The sequence below is a fragment of the Massilia sp. DD77 genome, from assembly GCF_036961685.1.
In the GTDB taxonomy this organism is placed as follows: domain Bacteria; phylum Pseudomonadota; class Gammaproteobacteria; order Burkholderiales; family Burkholderiaceae_D; genus Telluria.
The window spans coordinates 79448-98965 of the sequence record NZ_JBAMDH010000002.1; the positions used below are offsets into that span (position 1 = coordinate 79448).

The 19518-nt window shown below is 69.8% G+C and carries 8 protein-coding genes; 4 read left to right on the forward strand and 4 right to left on the reverse strand.

What is annotated here, in order from left to right; genetic code table 11:
- The first annotated feature begins 5 nt into the window (after nt 1-5).
- Nucleotides 6-2306 (forward strand): GH92 family glycosyl hydrolase, encoded by a 2301-nt coding sequence (locus V7778_RS01515; protein WP_335551592.1) that lies wholly within the window; start codon nt 6-8, stop codon nt 2304-2306.
- Nucleotides 2307-2370: 64 nt separating this feature from the next.
- On the opposite strand, the gene V7778_RS01520 is transcribed toward V7778_RS01515, so the two are convergent.
- From V7778_RS01520 to V7778_RS01530, 3 genes are all read right to left on the reverse strand, one after another.
- A complete protein-coding gene (locus tag V7778_RS01520) occupies nt 2371-3234 on the reverse strand; it encodes an outer envelope protein (protein WP_335551593.1) in 864 nt (287 codons plus the stop codon).
- Nucleotides 3231-11657 carry a GH36-type glycosyl hydrolase domain-containing protein gene (locus V7778_RS01525; protein ID WP_335551594.1) on the reverse strand — a complete coding sequence of 2809 codons (8427 nt, stop codon included), beginning with the start codon at nt 11655-11657 and terminating at the stop codon, nt 3231-3233. The genes V7778_RS01520 and V7778_RS01525 overlap by 4 nt, the downstream gene beginning before the upstream one ends.
- A gap of 298 nt (nt 11658-11955) precedes the next feature.
- Nucleotides 11956-13914, reverse strand: coding sequence for an aminotransferase class V-fold PLP-dependent enzyme (locus V7778_RS01530; protein ID WP_335551595.1), 1959 nt, complete (start codon nt 13912-13914; stop codon nt 11956-11958).
- Nucleotides 13915-14062: 148 nt separating this feature from the next.
- Between V7778_RS01530 and V7778_RS01535 the strand changes: the two genes are divergently transcribed.
- The 3 genes from V7778_RS01535 to V7778_RS01545 all read left to right on the forward strand — a co-directional run bounded on the left by V7778_RS01535 (nt 14063) and on the right by V7778_RS01545 (nt 17634).
- The gene (locus V7778_RS01535; protein ID WP_335551596.1) at nt 14063-14548 is read left to right on the forward strand and encodes an Lrp/AsnC family transcriptional regulator; all 486 of its coding nucleotides are present in this window, start codon (nt 14063-14065) and stop codon (nt 14546-14548) included.
- Between the two features lie 118 nt (nt 14549-14666).
- On the forward strand, nt 14667-15794 hold the full coding sequence (locus V7778_RS01540) for a branched-chain amino acid ABC transporter substrate-binding protein (RefSeq protein ID WP_335551597.1): 1128 nt from the start codon (nt 14667-14669) through the stop codon (nt 15792-15794).
- Nucleotides 15795-15822: 28 nt separating this feature from the next.
- Nucleotides 15823-17634 (forward strand): DUF885 domain-containing protein, encoded by a 1812-nt coding sequence (locus tag V7778_RS01545; protein ID WP_335551598.1) that lies wholly within the window; start codon nt 15823-15825, stop codon nt 17632-17634.
- 185 nt (nt 17635-17819) lie between these two features.
- Here the strand turns inward: V7778_RS01545 and V7778_RS01550 are convergent, their stop codons facing one another.
- Entirely contained in the window at nt 17820-19511 is a 1692-nt protein-coding gene (locus V7778_RS01550) for a M14 family zinc carboxypeptidase (RefSeq protein ID WP_335551599.1), read from the reverse strand.
- Nucleotides 19512-19518: the final 7 nt, after the last annotated feature.

Below are 19518 nucleotides of genomic sequence, written 5' to 3' on the forward strand. Positions count from 1 at the left end.
GACTTATGAAGACGAACACGATCATCCGCTGCGCCGCCACCCTGCTGGCCAGCTGCGCATTCAGCGCCTCCGCCCAGGTCGTCGGCAAGCTGAGCGACCCGGTCGAATGGGTCAATCCCCTGATGGGCACGGCCAGCAAGCCCGAGCTCTCGAACGGCAACACCTATCCGGCCATCGCCGTCCCCTGGGGCATGAACTTCTGGACGCCGCAGACCGGCAAGATGGGCAACGGCTGGGCCTACACCTACGACGCCGACAGGATCCGCGGCTTCAAGCAGACCCACCAGCCTTCGCCCTGGATGAACGACTACGGCCAGTTCGCCGTCATGCCGGTGACCGGCGCCAAGCGTTTCAACCAGGATGCGCGCGCCAGCTGGTTCTCGCACAAGTCGGAAACCGCCAAGCCCTATTACTACAGCGTCTACCTGGCCGACGCCGACGTCACCACAGAAATTGCACCGACCGAGCGCGCCGCCCAGTTCCGCTTCACCTTCCCGAAGTCGGACGCCAGCTACGTCGTGGTCGACGCCTTCGACAAGGGTTCCTACGTCAAGATCCTGCCTGACCAGCGCAGGGTGATCGGCTACAGCACCCGCCATGCGCGCGGTCCGCTGCCGAAGAACTTTCGCAACTACTTCGTCATCGAGTTCGACCAGGCTTTCGCGTCGAGCGATACCTGGCAGGGCGACAAGCTGGCCGAAGGCCGGCTGGAGATGGAAGGCGAGCATAGCGGAGCCCTGATCGGCTTCAAGACCGCCAAGGGCCAGAAAGTGCACATGCGGGTCGCTTCTTCCTTCATCAGCTTCGAGCAGGCGGAACTGAACCTGAAGCGCGAGCTGGCCCAGGACGACTTCGAGGCCACCCGCGCCAAGGGCAAGGCCGCGTGGAACGGGGTGCTCGGCAGGCTGCAGGTCGAAGGCGGCTCGGTCGACCAGACCCGCACCTTCTATTCCAGCCTGTACCGCACCGTGCTGTTCCCGAACAAGATGTACGAGCTGGACGCCGCCGGCAAGCCGGTGCACTGGAGCCCCTACAACGGCCAGGTCCTGCCCGGACGGCTGTTCGCCGGCACCGGCTTCTGGGACACCTTCCGCGCCCTCTACCCCTTCCTGAACCTGGTCTACCCCTCGATCAACAGCGAGATGCAGGAAGGCCTGGCCAACGCCTTCAAGGAAGGCGGCTGGCTGCCGGAATGGTCCAGCCCAGGCTACGCCGACATCATGGTCGGCAACAATTCAGCCTCGGTGGTGGCGGACGCCTGGATCAAGGGCGTGCGCGGCCAGGACATCGAGACCCTGTGGCAGGCCCTCAAGAAAGGGGCCAACAACGAAGGGCCGATGACGGCCGTGGGCCGCGCGGGCGTGAAGTACTACAACGAACTCGGTTACGTGCCCTACGACGTCGGCATCAACGAGAACGCCGCCCGCACCCTGGAATACGCCTACGACGACTTCACCATCTACCAGCTCGGAAAAGCATTGGGCAAGCCGAAGTCCGAGATCGACATCTATGCCCAGCGCAGCATGAACTACCGCAAGCTGTTCGACCCCGAGACGGGCCTGATGCGGGGCCGCAAGCGCGACGGCAGTTTCCAGACGCCCTTCAATCCCTTCAAATGGGGCGACGCTTTCACCGAGGGGAACAGCTGGCACTACTCGTGGTCGGTGTTCCACGACGTGGCCGGGCTGGCGGACCTGATGGGCGGACGCAAGGCCTTCGTCGACAAGCTCGACATGGTGTTCTCGCTGCCGCCGATCTATGACGAGAGCTACTACGGCTCGGTGATCCACGAGATCCGCGAGATGCAGATCGCGAACATGGGCCAGTACGCCCACGGCAACCAGCCGATCCAGCACATGACCTACCTGTACAACTACGCCGGCGCCCCGTGGAAAGCCCAGCACTGGATCCGCGAGACCATGGACCGCATGTACGCACCCACCCCGGACGGCTATTGCGGCGACGAAGACAATGGCCAGACCTCGGCCTGGTACGTGTTCTCGGCGCTCGGCTTCTATCCGGTCACGCCGGGTGTGAACCAGTACGTGGTGGGGACGCCACTGTTCAAGAAGGCCACCGTCAGGCTTGAGAACGGGCGCAGCTTCACGGTGAACGCACAGGGCGACGGCCGCTATGTCGACGCGCTGCGCGTCAACGGCCGCGCCATCGAGCGCACCTGGCTGGGCCACGATGAGCTGATGAAAGGCGCGAAGCTGGAGTTCAGCATGTCGGCCAAGCCGAACACGAAGCGGGGGACCCGCGAGCAGGATGCGCCCTACTCGCTGTCGCGCGAATTGAAACCTTAGCCGGAAAACCGCCGTAGCTGCCACTGGCAGCTACGGCGTGCGGGGCAGCAGGCCGTAGCCAGCGTCAGAAATGATACTCCGCACGCACCATCGGCGTGCTGGCCCGCTGCCCGCGCCCACCCGTAGTGACGCGCGAATTCCCGAACTTGTTGTTCCAGAACTGGTACTCGATGCCGATGCGGAAACGGTTCTTCTTCTGGCCGTAGCGCGCGCCGATGTCGTACATCAGCTGCATGTCGATGTTGGTCTCGGCGCTGGTCGGGTTGCCCACCTCGTCCAGTCCCTTGGAGGCGATGAAGTTGGCATAGCCTTCGAAGGACCAGCCCTCGGCCACCGGGATGCCCCAGCTGGCGCTGAACATGGGGTGGTTGTCGAAGGTGTAGCGGCGGCCTGCCACGCCGGAGATCGGCGGGAAGGCGCCGCTGGGCGCATTGCTTTCGTGGAGCAGCAGCAGGCTGGTGTTGAGGAAGCCCGGCACGTCCCACATCAGGGTCGGGCCCGCCACCAGCATGCGCTTGCGCGAGTTGTAGCCGACGTCCCCCTTGGTGTTCAGGTCGAAGCCGGCCGTCAGGCCCAGGCCCTTGATCTTGCCGAAACGGAGCTCGCGGCCGCTGAGCGCACCGATGTCGAGCGTGTGGCGGTACAGCAGGTAGGCTTCTTCCGCGCCCGAGCTGTCGGTCAGCGACCTGGGGTCCTTGCTGTCCGACTTGAGCAGGTCCAGGTTGAAGTAGTTGCTGCCGTACTTGTAGCCGCTGGCGTGGGTCAGCGCGATCACATGCTTGTTGATGTGGTCCGGATTGAAGGGTTCGGCGAAACGGGTGCCGTAGCGCCAGCTGATGGCGTTGTCGCTCCAGTCGAGCGCCTGGGCCGTACTTGCGGTGACGCCGGCGGCCAGCAGCAGTGCGGCGCAGCGGATGGTCTTGGTCATGTGTTGGTCCTTTTGTCGTCGTTGTCGCCCGCCAGGCGCAGTTCGATGCGGTGCAGGCGCGCGTCGTCCACCAGGGCGATGCCGCCTTCCGGCACCGGCTCGCCGTCGAGCGTCATGCCTTGCGGTCCGCCGCCACGCTGCACCGCGATCTCGTAGATCGTCCTGCGGTAGCGGTAGCGCAGCCGGAATGCGGGCCAGGCCGGCGGCAGGCGCGGATCCAGCAGCAGGCGCTGTCCGCTGCGTTCGAGGCCCAGCAGCGACTCCGCGACCAGCAACCAGGCCCACGCAGCCGCGCCAGTGTAGCAGCCGCCGATGGCGCGGCCCACATGGGGCTCAATCGTGCGCACGCCGTCGGTGAGGAAATACGGGGGGCCCGCGTAGCGTTCGCAGTCGTCAAGCGTGGCCGTGCGCCGCGCCGGGTCGAGCAGGCGCGCCAGCTCCCAGGCCCGCTGCGCCTCGCCCAGCCGGGCGAAGCCGATCCCGGCCCAGGCGGCGGCGCGGTGGTCCTGGCCCGGCCAGGCATCCAGCCCGTCGGCCCAGTGGCGGTCGAACGGCGGGTCGGAACGCAAGGCCAGGCCGCGCACCGCGTCCATGGCTTGTGGCGCACGTGGCGCCCCGGCCAGCAGCGCCCAGGCCTGGGTCGCCAGGTCGATGCGGCAGAGTCCGTTGGCCCCGGACCCCAGAGCGCTGCCGTCGCCGAGGAAGGCCCAGCGGTACCAGCCGCCGTCCCAGCCGTGTTCCTCGGTCTGCGCCGCCAGCGCCAGCGCCGCGCCGCGGCAGGTGGTGGCGAAGCCGAAATCGCCGCGGCGGTCGGCCACGTCGGCAAAGCGCTGCAGCACCGCGCTCATGAAGAAGGACAGCTGCACGCTCTCGGTGCGGCTGACCGGCCCCTGCGCTTCCTGGTGCAGGCGGGCGCCGGCCAGCGGCAGGCCGCGCGCGCCGAACTGCAGGCAGCCGCGCAGACCGTGCACGCAGTGCTGGTACAGGTCGTCCCCCAGGTCGAAGGGATGCTCGCCCAGCAGCGCATGGTCGCCCGTCACGGCGGTGTAGCGCGTCACGGCATAGGGCAGCCACAAGAAGTCCTCGACGGGCGGAGCCGCCGCGCCGGCGCCGGCGCTGTCGCGCGCCGCGCGCAGCAGCTGTTCGCGCAGCAGCTCCGGACGCGCGTGCAGGGCCGCCAGCGCCGACTGAAGGCGCAGGGCGAAGGCGCGCGCGCCCATGGCGCCGGCAATGGCCTGGTAGAGCAGCCAGCCGTTCGCCAGGCGGTCGAGCGAAGGATCGGGTGAATGCAGCTCCAAGACGCCGAGCGTATCTTCCCACCAGCGGCGCAACTGCTCCCAGGCCGCACCGGCCGCCTGTGCACCTCCGTGGCGCTGGACCACGCGGCTGGCGTCCAGGCTGCCGGGGCCGGCCACCCCGAGCACGAACACCAGCTCGGCCTCCTCGCCGGGCTGCAGGCTGACCGCCACCTGCAGCGCGCCGCAAGGGTCGAAGCCCGCGCCGGTATTGCCGGACAGGCTGGCGCGCGCCATCGCCGCCGGCTGGGCCATATTCCCGGCGGGGCCGAGGAATTCGAGACGGTCGGCCGTGGTGGCCACCTGTTCGGCGTCCGCGTGGAGGAAGGCCACCTTGTCGCGGAAGCCCTCGCCGAAGGCATTGCGCGCGAACAGCGCGCCGCTGGCCAGGTCGGCGCCGGTGACGACCTGCAGGCCCGGCGCGGCGCCCAGGGCGTCCAGGATCCATTCCACATACGCAGTGGCGGACAGGCGGCGCGGCGCGCTGCTGTCGTTGCGCAGACGTAGCACGGAATACTTGAGCGGGGCATCCGGCGCCACGAAGCAGCGCAGCTCGGAGCGGATGCCATGCGCCCGGTGCTCGAATATGCTGTAGCCGAAGCCATGGCGGGTCAGGTAAGGCTCGCCGGACGGCGCCGGCCAGGGGGCGGGCGACCAGAATGCGCCGCTGTCCTCGTCGCGCAGGTAGAAGGCTTCGCCCGCCTGCGGCGCCAGGTCCGCGCTGTCGCCCGCGCTCACGCGCGCGCCATGGTGGCCGCTCCAGCTCGTGGCATGGCCGCGTTCCGACACCACGCTGCCGAAGTCGGGATTGGCCAGCAGGTTGACCCAGGGCGCGGGCGGAACGGGCACGCCGGGACCGATCCTCACCACGTATTCGCGCCCGTCCGGGGTGAAGCCGCCGATGCCGTTGTCGTCGACCAGCTGCGGCGCCTGCAGGGGCGGCGCGTCCACCGTCCATGCCGGCTGTTCGGAGAGGGGTTCGAAGCCGGGCTGCGCCGGGCCGCGTGGACGCGCCGCCCGGCGCAGCTGGTCGTGCAGGTCGCCGCGCTGGTCCGACAGCACGGCGCTGGCGATCGAGCGCAGCAGGATGCGGTCTTCCTGCGCCACCTCGGGCAGCAGGTGCACGTGCACGCCGCCCGGCTGCTCGAAGGTGGACGGATCGAGCACCGGCGCGGCCAGGTGCATCACCTGCTCGCGCGAAGCGGCGCTGTCGCACAGCACCAGCAGGTCAATGGCCAGGCCGCGGCTGCGCCAGTAGGCGTGGGCTTGCAGGGTCTGGCGCACCAGCCCGGACTCCGGGCCCTGGCCCACCTGCAGCAGCACCACGGGAAGGGTCCCGTCGATACCGTAGGGCGCCAGGTCCTCACGCCCGCGCACATTGCGGGCGATGACGGCGGCGTCGATGCGCAGGGCCGGCACTGGATGCAGCAGGCAGCCGGCCAGGCGGGTGTAGAGCTGGGCGTCGGCCTCGCTGACGTCCACGCGGCGCAGGAAAGCCTGGCCGTGGGTCCATGCCGCCTCGACCGCATGGTCGACCGCATGGCCCGACTGGAAGCGCTGCGCCAGCTCGCGCGCGGCGGCCAGGCCGCCGGTGGCGCCCAGCACCAGGTCGACAATGACTTCCTGGCCGGGCGCCAGGCGCACGCTGCGGCGCATCGCCAGCAACGGCTGCTCCGGTTCGGGATCGACGCCCGGCAGCGCACCGCCGCGCAGTACCGCCTGCGGCGCGCGGCGGTCGTGGCCGCGCCGCAGGAAGCGCGCGCGGCTGGTCTCGCAGCTCTCTTCGCCGGCCTCGCCGCGCAAGGCCATCAGGTGCAGGACCACCGGCGCGTCCTGTTCCGTCACGCACATCAGCGCCCCGGCCTGCTCGTCCAGCCAGGCGGACACGCCGCTTTTCCTGCCCGCTTCCACCGGCGGCGCGACCAGCTCCACGCAGCTGGTCAGTTCCAGCGTGCGCGGCGCCGCGCCGCGGTTGGCGATGCGGATGCGGCGCAGCTCGACGTCCTCGTCCGGCGCCACCACGACGTCGGTCACCATGTCGATGCCGTGGTCGTGGCGGCGGAAGCTGGCGCGTCCTTCGGCGAACACGGTCTCGCCGCGCTCCGGCTGGGCCAGGACCGGCTGCGGGGTGTTGGACCACAGCTGGCCGCTGTCGGCGTCGCGCACGTAGCAGGCCATGCCGGAACGCGTGAGCAGACTGCCTTCCCAACGGGTAGGACCGGCGCCATCGCTACCGACCACCGCGTGCAGGGTGCCGTTGGACAGCAACTGGACTTCGGGCAGCGCACTGGCGCCCTGGGCGATCACGCGGGCATAGGCGCGCGCCGGCGGCAAGTCGTCCTGGGCCACGCCGGCGCCGTAGCGCACGGGCGTGGCCGCCCCGGAAGCAGGCAAGGCTTCCTGCAGCAGCACGCTGGCGGCGCGCAGCTCGGGGTCGGCCATGAAGCGGCGCTGCATCGGCGCCTCCAGCAAGGCCTGCGCCAGTCCCAGCAATCCCATGGCCTGGTGGCGCGCCACCCAGGCCCGCACCACTACCTGGCGCTCACCCTGCGGCAGGCGCGAAGGCGCGTAGTCGACCGCCTCGTAATAGCCATGCTCGCCCAGCAGCCCCGCCGCGCCCAGGCGTTCGAGGTTGGCCAGCGCCAGCGCCGGCGCCACGGGCAGCGCCAGCAGGGTGGCATAGGGGGCGGCCACCAGCTCGTCCGGCGCACGCCGCTGCAGCGAAGCGGCCGGGATGCCGAAACGGCTGAAGCGGTAGCGCGCGGCGCCGTCGACCGCGTTGCAGCCGGATTCCGAGAAGCCCCAGGGCAGGTCGTGGCGCCGCGCGTGGGCGGCCTGGGCGCGCACCAGGGCGCGCCCGGCGCCGTCGAGCAGGGTGTCGCGCCAGGACGGCATCAGGAGCTGGGGCGCCAGGTAGTCCGACAGCGCGCCGCAGCGCGACAGCAGCAGCGCGCCGGCTTCTTCGATGCGCACCGGCCGGCCCAGCAACTGCCAGTGCTCCTGTCCCAGCTGGCCCTGGGCCACGGCCGCGTAGCTGGCCATGCGCGCTTCCGATGCCAGCAGGTCGCAGCTGTCGGCGTCGAGGCGTTCGTCGCGCACGTGCCAGCCCGCCGCCAGCAGGCCGGCGGCGGAGTCGTAGAGCGCGCGGAAGTCCATGTTCGCCAGTTCGCGCGCCTGCTGCGCCAGCTCGGCTATGCGCGCCAGCCGGCGGCGCGCGCCGTCCCGGCCCTGGGCCACGTGGCGCGCCAGCGCCGCGTTCGAAGACGGCGGCTCGAAGGCGGCCAGCTCGCGCAAGGTGGGAATGCGGGTCAGGTCGGCGCCGATCACGTATTCCTGGGCCGTGCGCATCCAGGGCGCCAGGGCGAACAACTCCTCCATCTGGGCGTCGCACTGCTTCGCCAGGCGCGTGGACCAGGCGCGCAGGGCGGCGGGCGCGTTCTCGGGCATGGACTGGCTGAGGTGCAGCGCTTCGGTGGCCACCGCGCGCAGGCAATCGGCGAGGCCGGGCAAGGTGTCGGTGGCGCGGCAGCGGTCCGGCTCCAGGGTGCGCGCGACGGTAGCCACGGCGCGCTGCAGTTCGGGCGGCGCAACGGCTGCGCAGTCCTCGACCACGCGCAGCGCCGCGCGAATGCCGTCCAGCAGCGCCGGCTCCAGTACCGGGCGATCCGGCAGCTCGTCCAGGCCGGCGGCCAGGGTGCGGAGGGCCAGCAGCAGGCTGCCGCTGGCGGCGGTGGAGACAAAAGCCGGCTCGATCGGCGCCAGGGTGGCGCCGTCGTACCATTCGAAGACATGCCCGCGCCAGCTCTCCAGCAGCTCCATCGAGGCCAGGATCGCCTGGGTACGGCTCAACAGCGCGCCGGCCGGCAGGAAGCCGAAATCGTGGGCGGCGAGTCCGGCCAGCAGCGACAGGCCCATGCCGGCCGGCGAGACGCGCGCGTCGACGGCCGGCTGCGGATGCTCGAGCACGGCTTCAGGCGCCAGGCGCTTGGCGCCCGGATGGTCTTCGAAGAAGCTCCAGTTGCGCCGCGCCAGCGCGCGCAGGAAGGCGTTTTCGGCGGCCGCCAGGCGCGGCGTGCGCGGGCGCGCCGGCTGGCTGATCCACCAGGCCAGGGTCGGCGACAGGAACCACACCAGCAGCAGCGGCGCGGCCGAGAACAGGGCGTAGGGGTTGGCGAAGGTCAGCAGCAGCGCGAGGCCGACCGCCAGCGCGGGCGCGAACCACATGCTGCGCCAGTTGCTGTCGATGGCGGCGCCGGAGCGCGCCAGGAAGGCCGGGCGCGACTCCAGCAGGCGCCGGCGCGAGACGTTGCGCCGCCACAGTCCCTTGATCGCGGCATCGAACTGGCAAAACGCGGCATGGGGCAGGAAGGCGGCCGACAGCGCGGCGCGCACCAAAGGCACGCGCGCGCCGCGCGCCCAGCCGTCCAGGTGCTGGCGCCAGGGTGCGTCGTGCGGCCGGTCGGCCAGCGCCACCAGGCTGCCGAGCAAGGCCGGCAGGAAGTACACCGACAGCACGGCCATGCTCCAGAAGACGGGGGCGGCCAGCAGCGACCAGCACAGGATCAGCAGCGCCAGCAGAGCGGGCGCGACCAGGCTTTCGCGCAGGCGGTCGAACAGGCGCCAGCGTGCATGCGGCTGCACCAGCGGAGCCGGGTTCTTCCGGCTTCCCAGGCTGCCCGCGATCTGCCAGTGGGCGCGCGCGGCGCGGTGGCGGCGCAGCGCATGTTCGCCATAGGTGGCGGGATGCAGGGCGTCGAGTTGCAGGTCGGGCACGGCGCCGCAGCGCAGGCGATCTTCTTCCGGCAAGCCCGGCGCGAAGCGTCCCTCGCCGCGCCCGTCGCCGCCGCAGGCGCGCTGCCAGGCATCGATGTCGTAGATGGCCGCCCAGCCAAGGCCGGGATCGGTGCCGGCGCCGCAGCCTGCGCCAGGCGCGGCCCAGGTGCCCGCGCCATCCGCCCACAGCCGCTCGTAGCGGGTCGCACCCTGCTCCGGCAGCGCCGCGCGCACGCCGGGGCGCAGCAAGCCGTGGCCCTCCAGCACGCGGCCGTCCTTACCGAGCATCGGCTGGTTGAGCGGATGCGCCATGGCCGCCACCAGGCGGCGCGCGGCGTCGATCGGCAGGCTGGTGGCGGAATCGATGGCGATCACATAGCGCAGCTCGGCCAGCCCCTGGAGCGCGCCGGCGGCCAGCACGAACTGCGCGCTTGCAGTTCCCTGGGCGCCGCCGCACAGGTAGTCGTTCAGGTCGGCCAGCTGGCCGCGACGGCGCTCGCGCCCGATCCAGGCATGTTCGCTGGGGCTCCAGGCGCGGGCGCGCACCAGCAGCAGGAAGGGTTCGATCCTGGCGGTCGCCGCATCGGGCTCACCCTGTTCGTCGTAGGTCTCGACCACCTGCTCATGGCCGTATTTCGCGTTCAACGCGTCGATGGCGGCGCGCGCGCCGTCCAGCAGCGCCTGGTCGCCCGGCATCTGCTCGCTGCCGGCGTCCGGCAAGTCGGCCAGCAGGCAGAAACGCAGGCGCGGGTCGCGGTTGCCGAGGTAGCGCACCTCCAGGTCGCGGCACAGGGCGGCCACCTGGCCTCGCATCTGGGCACCCTCACGCAGCGAGGCCGACACGGCGACCAGGGCCTGGGCGCCGTGCGGGATGCCGGCGCCGAAGTCCATGCGCGGCGTTGGCGCCGGCGGCGCGATCCAGCCCGCCATCATGCGCACCAGGGCGCGCGCCAGCTCGCTCGCGCCGGCCAGGGCCAGCAGAGCGATCAGTCCCAGCAGGCCGGCGCCGCCGCCCTCCTGGCGCGCGTGGGCCACGAGGGTGGCCGCGAACAGCAGGGCCAGGACGACAACCGCGCCGATGCGGGTGGCCAGGGGGCGGCGCCGGACCAGGCGCCGCAGCCGGCGGGACGGTCCCGTATCGGCGCGCAGGCGTTCCTCCAGCTGCTCGCGTCCCGGCCCGGCCAGGTAGTAGCCGACGTGGCGGGTGCGCCGGTCCAGCCCGCCTTCGCCCGGCGCCAGGTGGATGCCGGCCAGGGCCAGCGCCTCCTGCGCCACTTCGGTCTCGCTGTGTCCCGTTGCCCGGGCCAGTTGTTCGACGGCTTGCCGGTACGCGTCGCGGGTGGCGCCGTCCATGCGGGCGTAGCTGCCGTCCGGGTCGGCGCGCAATACCTGTTCGACGGCGCCGATCTCCTCGGCGAAGGCGCGCCAGTCGACGCCGCCCGCCAGGCGCAAGCTGGCCAGGCTGTTGGCGGCCGACACCGCATCGTCGGCCTGCTCGCTGCGCTCCAGCTGCAGTTGCTGGGCGATGCCGGACCCGTCGTCGGCCAGGCGCGCATCGATCCAGTCCAGCGCCTGGGCCAGTACCCCACCCTGCCCCTGCAGGCGGCGCGCCAGCTCCGCCACAAAACTGCTGCCCAGCGGCTGGACTTCGCGCGCCATGTCCGCCACCAGCAGGATCAGGTCACCGGGACGCTGTTCGCTGGTGTCGACCATGCGCACGGCCCAGCCGGCGGCCTTGTCGCGTTCGAGGCAGGCGCGCGCCGCGCGCGCGGCCAGGCGGCGCAGGTTATCGATCAGGGCCAGGCGCAGCAGGCAGGGCAGCGCATCCAGTTCGGCCAGCGCCAGCGGCGCACCTTCCTGGTAGGCGGCCAGGAAGCGCGCCAGCTGGTCGGGCTCGACCCGGCCGTCGCCATGGGCCACGGCTTCCAGCACCAGGCGCCAGGCGCGCGGCTCGCCTTCCGCATTGCCTCCGGCGACAAGGCGCGGCAGCGGACGCACGCCCTGCAGCAGCCGGCCGCGCGCCAGACGCACCTGGGCGTCCACCAAGTGGTATTGGTCGAGCAGGCGCGCGCCCGCGGCCGGGACCTCGATGCCGGCGCGCGCCGCGCGATCGAGCGTGTCGCAGGCGCGCGCGATGGCGCCCGCGTTCGCGGACAGGAGGGTCAGCAAGTCGGCGGCGGGTGCGCTGCCGGCCGTCTGGTGCCGGGTGGCGAGCTGGCGCCCGTGCACGGCCAGCTGGGCCGCGCTCAGGGGGGCGGCCCGCAAGGGGGCGTCATCGTCCTGATCCGGGCCAGGACGCGCAGGCGGCTCGTCGGCCATCGGATTGTTCTCCAGTTTCAACAGGGACCTCGACACGGAGGCCTGCGCAGCTGGACCAGGGAAGCACTGATTTATTCTGGCGCGCAGGAATCGGTCACGAAAAATGTGCCCGGCAAGGCGCAAACCGGAGCGATACCTCGTGGTATCGCGAGGATTTGCAACGCCGCTGGGTGCATTTTCTCGTGGCCGAAGCCGCCGCCATGAATAAATCAGTGCTTCCCTAGGTGCGCACGGCCTCCGCCATGCTAGAAGAATGGCATGGCGGACACTGTGCGCTGACGAACAAAGAAGGCCAGTACGGCTGACCGTTGGGATTACCTGTTGCCTGGATGAGTCAGTGCACGAGGGCGAGGCCGCCAGCCAGGCACCAGGCCTGGCCGCGGCCCAGCTGGCGCAAGACGCGCGCCGCGCGCAGGCTGCGTGCGCCGCTGCGGCAAACGAAGAGCAGCGGACGGTGCTCTCCGCCGAGGAAATGGCCGCTATGCTCGGCCAGGCGCGCCAAGGGCAGGTTATGGGCCGGGCGGCCGTGCAGGCGCGCCTCGCCGGCGCCGTGCTCGCGCAGGTCGCGCACGTCGATGACCAGGGCATCCGGATGCTGTTCCAGCAGGCGCAGCGCCGCCTCGCTGTCGAGTTCCATGTCCTCTTCGCCCAGTGGCGTGGCCGCGGCCACGGCGACCGGACGCTCACTGTCGGCGCCGCAGCGCACGCCGCCCTGCGCCAGTTCAGGCCACAGCTCGCGGCCGCCGGTAAAGACGAAGCGCGGCTCCTGCGCTGCGCCGAACAGGTAGACGTTGCCGGCGCCGTGCTCCACGCGGCTCAGGCGTTCGCCGCCGAACGCGATGGCGTCCGCGGCGAACGGCCAGCCCGGCGCGCCGCCGCACTCGCGGCACAGGCTGGCCGCGCCCGCATCATCCAGGCCCGTATGCAGGGCCGCCAGCAGGCGGTAGCCGCCGGCGCGCAGCATGGCCGCCGCGCGCGCGGCCTGGGCGGCCGGGGGATCGATCGCGATGCAGGCGCGCGCGTCCGCATCGAACAGCAGCCAGCCGGTCTTGCCTTCGGCATCGAGCTGCACCAGGCCGTGCGGCCTGCCGAGCAGCGGCGACGGCGCCAGCACCGACAAGGCAAGGGCGCGGCCGCAGCGCGCGATCCTGGCGCAGGCGCGGTCGATGGTGGCGTCGTCGACCAGGGGGCCGAAGGACAGGCGCACCGCCGCGGCGCTGCGCTCGAGCGGCAGGCCCATCGCGTCCAGCACATGGCTGGGCGCGGCCTTGGCCGCCGAACAGGCCGAGCCCGCGCTGACGCGCACGCCGGCGGCGTCGAAGATCTCGAGCAGGTCCGAACTGCCGGCGCCCGGGACCGAGAAGTTGAGCGTGGTGGGCAGCGCAGGCGCCAGCGGGGCATTGAAGACGATGTCCGGGAAGGCCGCGCGCAAGGCCTGCACCAGGCGCTCGCGGCAGACCAGCAGTTCCGCATGGCTGCGGAAGGTGTCGCCCCGCTCCAGCGCGTCGAGGACGGCGCCGAAGGCCGCGATGCCGGCCATGTTCTCGGTGCCGGAGCGCTGCCCCTCTTCCTGGCCGCCGCCGCACATCAGGGGCGTGTAGGGCGCGCCTTCGCGCACGTAGAGCATGCCGATGCCCTTGGGCGCGTAGAGCTTGTGGCCGGAAAACGGCGCGTAGTCGATGCGGCTGCTGCCCAAGGCCAGCGGCAGCTTGCCCAGGGCCTGCACGCAGTCGACCATCCACAGCGCCGGGCTGGCGCAGTCTTCCAGCACGCCTTGAATCGCGGCCAGGTCGGACACGACGCCGGTCTCGTTGTTGGCGGCCATGGTGCAGACCAGGGCCGCGCGCGGCGCCAGCTCGCGCAGGACATCGAGCCGGTGGCGGCCGTCGCCGCCGACCGGCAGCGCGCGCAGTTCGAGCCCGGTGCCGAGCAGACGGTTCCAGTGCGCCAGGCTCTCCGGCACCGCCTTGTGCTCGGTGGCGCCGTAGAGCAGCAGCTCGCCGCAGGCTTCGCCGCGCGCGCGCCGTTCGCGCACCGCGCACAGCGCCGACAGCACCGCGGTCTGGATGCCTTCGGTGGCGCCGCTGTTGAACATGACCCTGCCCGTGGGCGCCCCGATCACCCGGCGCGCCGCCGCCCTTGCCGCCTCGCGCAGCGCCCGCGCGCGCAATCCGGCCGCATGGCTGCTGCTCGGATTGCCGAAGCAGTCGCGCATGGCGGCGCTGGCGGCATCGATGGCGGCGGGCAGTACGGGGGAGGTGGCGTTGGCGTCGAGGTAGATTTCCATGGTCATGAGTAAGTGACAAAAATGCAAAAAAAAGTCGGCGCAGACTGTTATTTTTAGTAATATGGTACGGAGTTATCTCGGTAGGGATGTCCTATATTCACTGGTTTATGGTCGAAATGAAGCATAATCATTCTCATAATCAATAAATCGACACATGAATTCTCTCGATAAGTTTGACTGCGCGATCCTTGCGGCACTGCAAGCGGACGCCACACTCTCTATTTCCGGCCTGAGCGAGAAGGTCGGCTTGTCCAGTACCCCGTGCTGGAAACGCGTCAAGCGCCTCGAAGAAGAGGGCTATATCGAAAGCCGGGTCAGCATCGTCAACCGCAACAAGGTAGGCTTGCCGGTGACGGTCTTCGTCAGCGTGCGCACGCCCGAGCACGACGAGAAATGGCTGGCGCGCTTTGCCTCCGCCGTGGAGGCCCTGCCCGAGGTGCTGGAATTCCACCGCATGAGCGGCGACGTCGACTACCTGCTCAAGGTGGTCACCACCGACATCGCCGGCTACGACCGCTTCTACAAGAAGCTGATCAAGACCGCACGCCTGAGCGGCGTCTCCTCGGCCTTCTCGATGGAGCAGATCAAGTGCACGACGGCGCTGCCGCTGGAGCTGATCTCGCATGGGATGGCGGCCTGAACGCCTGAGCGCCTAACAAGGCCCAGGGCAAGACGATGCAACGCCGCCATGGGCTTTGTTAAGCGCTCCGAATTCATGCGATGATGGCGGCCGTTGCGATATCAACGGAGACAATGGAATGCCATCCACAATGAAACTGGCGCCGCTGGCGCTGGCGGCGCTGTTCGCCGTCCATGCCAACGCCGCCGAACAGGTCGTCAAGATCGGCGTGAGCGGCCCGCTGTCCGGCGCGAATGCCTTCGCCGGCAAGGATAACGAGAACGGCGTACGCCTGGCCGTCGAAGAACTCAACGCGCAAAAGCTCCAGGTCGGCGGCAATACCATCCGCTTCGAGCTGCAGTCCGAGGACGACGGCGGCGACCCGAAGCAGGGCGTGAACGTGGCCCAGAAGTTCGCCGACGCCGGCGTCAAGTTCGTGCTGGGGCCCTACAACTCGGGCGTGGCGATTCCCGCTTCGCGCGTCTACAACGACAACGGCATCCTGATGTCGACGGTCGGCACCAATCCCAAGATCACCCAGTCCGGCTACCCGACCGTGTTCCGCATCGTCGCCAGCGACACCCAGGTGGGTGCTTCGGTGGCCTCGTACGCGGCCAAGGAGCTGAAGGTCAAGAACGTGGGCGTGATCGACGACCGCACCGCCTTCGGCCAGGGCATCGCGATGGAATTCAAGCGCCAGGCCCAGGGCGTCGGCATGAAGGTCGCGGGTCACGAGTTCACCACCGACAAGGCGAGCGACTTCGCCGCCATCCTCACCGCGCTCAAGGCCAAGCGGGTGGACGCCGTGTTCTACGGCGGCTACGCCCCGCAGGCCGCGCCGATGGCGCGCCAGATGAAGCAGCTCGGCCTGAACGTGCCGCTGCTGGGCGGCGACACCCTGTGCAGCCCCGAGATGGCCAAGCTGGGCGGCCCCGCCGTCGGCGAGAACGTGCGCTGCGCCCAGGCCGGCGCGATTCTCGCCAGGCAGCCGGGCGGCCCGGCCTTCCTGGCCGCCTACAAGCAGCGCTTCAAGCGCGAGCCGGACGTCTACGCGCCCTCCTTCTACGACCAGACCAAGTTCATCGCCCAGGCGATGAAGAGCGCGAATTCGCTGGATCCCGCCAAGGTCGGCCAGGCCATGCACAGCATCGGCTACCAGGGCGTGGTCGGCACCTATGGCTACGACCCCAAGGGCAACCTGAAGAAGACCGCCGTCACCGTGTATACCTTCAAGAACGGCGCCTTGACGCCGCTGGCCAGCTACTGAGCATCCACCCCCACGAGGACAACAACAAATGAACAAGACCTTCAAGCTCGGGGCACTCGCCGCGGCCGCCGTGCTGGCCTGCGCACCGTTTTCTCCCGCCGCCGCGGCCACGACGGCGCCGGCCAAGACCGAGCGCGTGGACACCCAGCCGGGCAAGGCGATCAACAAGCTGGCCGACGAGTACTACGACGCGCTGGCGCGCTTCGAGCCGGTGTACGCCAGCGAAGGCGGCGACAACCGCTTCATCGACCAGCTGGGCCTGTCGATCGCGCCCAAGAACCGCGAGCGCCAGTTCGCGCTCTACCGCGGCTACCTCAAGCGCCTGGGCGCGATCCCGCGCGACAAGCTGAGCGCCCGCGACCAGACCAGCTACGACATCCTGAAGTTCGAGCTCGACACCGCGCTGCGCCTGTCCCAGTTCCCGGAACACCTGCTGCCGGTCGACCAGATGGTCAGCATGCCGGTGATCCTGGCCAACTACGCCGGCGGCCAGGGCGCGCAGCCGCTGTCCACGGTCAAGGACTACAAGGCCTACCTGAACCGCCTGAACCAGCTCACGCCCTACATCGACCAGGCGATCGCCAACATGCGCGCAGGGATGAAGGCCGGCATCGTGCATCCGCGCGAGCCGATGCAGTCGCTGCTGCCGCAGCTGCGCCAGCTGGCCGCCGCCACGCCGGAAGCGAGCATCTTCTACACCCCGGTCAAGAGCATGCCGGCCGCCTTCCCGGCCGCCGACAAGCGCAGCCTGACCGATGGCTACCGCAAGGCCATCGGCGCCAAGCTCAATCCCGCCCTGACCCGCCTGGCCAACTTCGTCGAGAAGGAATACCTGCCGGCGACCCGCACCAGCGCCGGCTGGAGCGCGCTGCCGAACGGCGCGGCCTGGTACCAGGCGCGCGTGGCGGCCATGACCACCACCGACCTGCAGCCGGAACAGATCCACGAGATCGGCCGCAAGGAAGTGGCGCGCATCCAGGGCGAGTACGCCCAGATCGGTCCCAAGATGGGCTACAACGGTCCCGCCGCCGGCCTGCCGAAATGGGTGTCGGAGCAGCCGAAGTACAAGCCTTTCACCTCGGACCAGCAGGTGATCGAGGTGTTCCGCGAGCTGGACGCCAAGGTGCGCACCAAGCTGCCGGCCCTGTTCACCCTGATGCCGAAATCGCCGCTCGACCTGCGCCTGGAGCCGGAACTGTCGCGCGCGACGGCCTCGGACCACTACACCCCGCCGGCGGTGGACGGCTCGCGTCCGGGCGTGTTCTGGTCGGTGGTGAACGATCCCAAGGAGTATGGCAACACCGGCATGGTGACCCTGTACCTGCACGAAGGCCAGCCGGGCCACCACTTCCACATCGCGCTGGTGCAGGAGCTGGGCCTGCCGAACTTCCGCAAGTTCGGCGGCAACAACGCCTTTACCGAAGGCTGGGCGCTGTACGCCGAGACCCTGGGCAAGGAAATGGGCCTGTTCGACAAGCCGGAAGACTACTTCGGCCACCTGAACGACGAGATGCTGCGCGCCGCGCGCCTGGTGGTGGACACCGGCATGCACGCCAAGGGCTGGAGCCGTGAACAGGGCATCCAGTACTTCCAGGAGACGCTGGGCTATTCGGAACAGGAAGCGCGCGCGCAGATCGAGCGCTACATGGTGTGGCCGGGTCAGGCGCTGGGGTACAAGATCGGTTCGCTCAAGATCGTGGAGCTGCGCAAGCGCGCGGAGACGGCGATGGGCGGCAAGTTCAGTTTGCCGAAGTTCCATGAGATCGTGCTGGGGGAAGGGACGCTGCCGCTGGCGGTGCTGGAGGCCAAGGTCGATCAGTGGATTGCTGAGTCGAAGTGATGCGCGTCCTTAGCTGCACCTTGTAACATCATCCCCGCGAAGGCGGGGACCCAAGTTCGTTGCGTCGCCACTTACATCAAGCGTAGGAGGTGTGCGTAAAAACTTGGGTCCCCGCCTACGCGGGGATGACGGTTCCGAGGGTAGTGGTATGAATAAAAAACCGGGGCACGCCCCGGTTTTTCTGTTTACCGCTCGATCATGAAGACCGGATACCGCCGCCACTCCGGCTCGCGATACCGTTCGCAGTTCGCAAAGATAAAGTCCAGCACCGCCTCCTGGTTCGCCAGCAGCGCAGGATTGGCCGCCTTCCACGCGCCGAACTTCTCGGCCAGGGCCGGCTCCGCGCGCAGCAGTTCCTCGGCATGGTCCTCGAACACATAGTCCGAATACGCTTCCTTCTTCTCCAGCACGCTGTTGAAGAAGCCCCAGCGGAAGAAGCTGTCGTGCGCCAGCGGCTCCAGGGTCTCGACCGCGTAACGCGCCTGATCCTGGTCCAGCGGCACGATGTAGTCGCCCGCGCGCAGCTGCACGGCGCCCTGGCGTTTCTCCAGCACCACCTCGTCGTGGAACATGTGGCCTTCGTAGGCGTTCGGCCGCGATGCCACCGACACGATGTGGTAGTAGCCCACGTCCTGCATGCGGTCGGCTTCCACGCGCTCCATGCGCACGCCGTTCCACTGCAGGCGCTCGATCGCTTCGCGCCACTGCTGCGGCACCACGTAGGCGCGCGGGGCGCTCACGGTGACGTCGGCCGGGAAGCGGTTGTACCAGGCGATGTCGCGTTCCCACGGGCTCGTACGGTCGTACCACAGGCGGGTGTACTCGCCCAGCACGCTCTTCTTGTACCTGGCCTCGTAGCCCTTGAAGCGGAAGCTCGACGGGTTGGCCTCGTCCATCGCCCAGTGAACCGGCCACTCGGCGCGCGAACGGCCCGCCTCCCTGGCCGCGCGGCGCAGCTGCTGGATGCGGCCGGCGTTGTCCACGGTGAAGTCGAGCGCCGTCTCGACCAGGGCGCGCATCGAGTCGTAGCGGTCCTGGAAGGGTTTCAGCATGTGGGTCTCGGGCATGAAACCGATGGTGTGGTGCAGGGCCGCGTAGCCGGTCGAGAAGCGCGCGGTTTCCAGGAAGTCGGCGATGCCGTGGTCCGGGCTGTCCTTCACCGGGTTCACGTAGGGGCAGGTCGGCCAGCCGCGCTGCTCCATGCCGGCGTACATCGCCGGCAGCATCTCGTCGCGCAGGAAGTCGCCCAGACCGCCGCCCAGCTTGTCGGTCTGGGTGTGGATCAGGGTCATGGTGTAGCTGTAGTCGGCGCCGTTGGAAGTGTGGGTGTCGACCATCACGTCCGGGTCCCAGGCGGTGAACAGCTGGTTGAAGACCTGGGCCGTCAGGGTGTCGCACTTGACGAAGTCGCGGTTCAGGTCCAGGTGGCGGCTGTTGCCGCGGAAGCCGAACTGCTCGGGGCCGTCCTGGTTCACGCGCGAAGTGTCGGCGCGGTTCAGGCTGCCGTCCACGTTGTACAGCGGGACGAACAGGAACACGGTCTGGCCCAGCGCGGCCAGGCGCTCGGGCTGCAGGCAGAAGTCGCGCACCAGGGCCATGCAGGCGTCCACGCCTTCGGGCTCGCCCGGGTGGATGCCGTTGTTGTTGAAGAAGACCGGGCGGCCGCTGCGCTTGATGGTCTCGCGGTCGAACACGCCGTCGCTGCTCACCACGCCCGCGTGGATCGGCACGCCGGCATCCGAGGTCCCGACTTTTTCGAAGCGCAGGATGTGCGGGTAGGCGCGCGCGAGTTCCTCGTACCAGGCGATGCACTCGGCCCAGGTGGTGGTCTGGTTCAGGTTGCCCCTCTCGTAAGGGGTCTTCAGTTCGTTGGACATGGTAGGC